We start from the raw sequence: 946 nt of genomic DNA, 5'->3' as shown, positions 1-946 counted from the left end.
ATCCACAAACTCAAACTCAGCACTTTGCATGGCGCCTAAATGCGTGAAGGGATTTAAGAAGATGTTGGCGTGCGTCATGTACGTCCCCCCAAGGCTGAGCGTCAATTTTTTATAGCTGGCCCCTTTATCGAGGATCCACACTTTACCACCCATGGCGTAAACCGTTTCGGCAATCTCTTGAACCAGAAAGCTTTTCCCTGCGCCTGAGCCGCCGGTCAGAGCGATATTTTGGTTATCACTGCCACAGGTGAAAGGGTTAAAGAAAGAAATTTGCTGGCGCATCGTGGGCAGCAATACGCCGCCTTTTAACTGACAAAAATCCATGATGAGAGGGAAGAGGTTCACCAGATTAGAGCTTTTTAACGTGCGAACTCGGCCGGCTTTTTTACAATCGCCCCACAACCCTTCGCTCATCATAAAAGGCAACGTTGAAAGCAGCGCTTGTGGCTGATTCATTTTCAGGGGAATGATATCAAGGCCAGCATGGCTGAATGACTCCTTCGCCGCTTGGGTGTCTTTTTTCTGGTGGGTCTTATCGGTAAACAGGGAGACCGTGAGTACCATAGACGCAATGGTAAACTCTTTAGACAACAGACCTTTTTGTAGGGCTTTTCGCTCTTTGAGCTCATCTTCCGCCGTTGGAGCCAGCAGCGCCATTTGGCTGTTCACCGTCTTGGTTAAGTCTTTTATCTTATTATCGTTATCCGCATTTTGCTTACCGGTTGGCTCATTACGAAAGCTCAACGTGACGCGGTGAGGGCAAGTGATATTACGAGAAACGTTGCGAAGAGAAGAAAAGGCCTCAGGTAAGGCGTACAAGCGATAATCCCCAGGCAGACGAGAAAGTCCCAAATTGACCAGCCGTGTACGCACCTCCTCCCCTTGGTCATTGGTATGACGGGTGGCGATATGGCCACGATGCGTTAACGCTTCGGTATCGGGAGAG

General features: G+C 49.4%; 1 protein-coding gene. It reads right to left on the bottom strand.

Annotated elements, in window-relative coordinates; genetic code table 11:
- Nucleotides 1-946, bottom strand: a 946-nt coding sequence (locus tag AB4589_RS23235; RefSeq protein WP_372101780.1) for a DUF5934 domain-containing protein, incomplete at both ends; no start/stop codon positions are given.

Source organism: Vibrio sp. 10N.222.49.A3 (genome assembly GCF_041475145.1).
Taxonomy (GTDB): domain Bacteria; phylum Pseudomonadota; class Gammaproteobacteria; order Enterobacterales; family Vibrionaceae; genus Vibrio; species Vibrio tasmaniensis_A.
The sequence above is the reverse complement of the archived record's forward strand: the minus strand, read 5'-3'. Positions and strand labels throughout refer to the sequence as shown.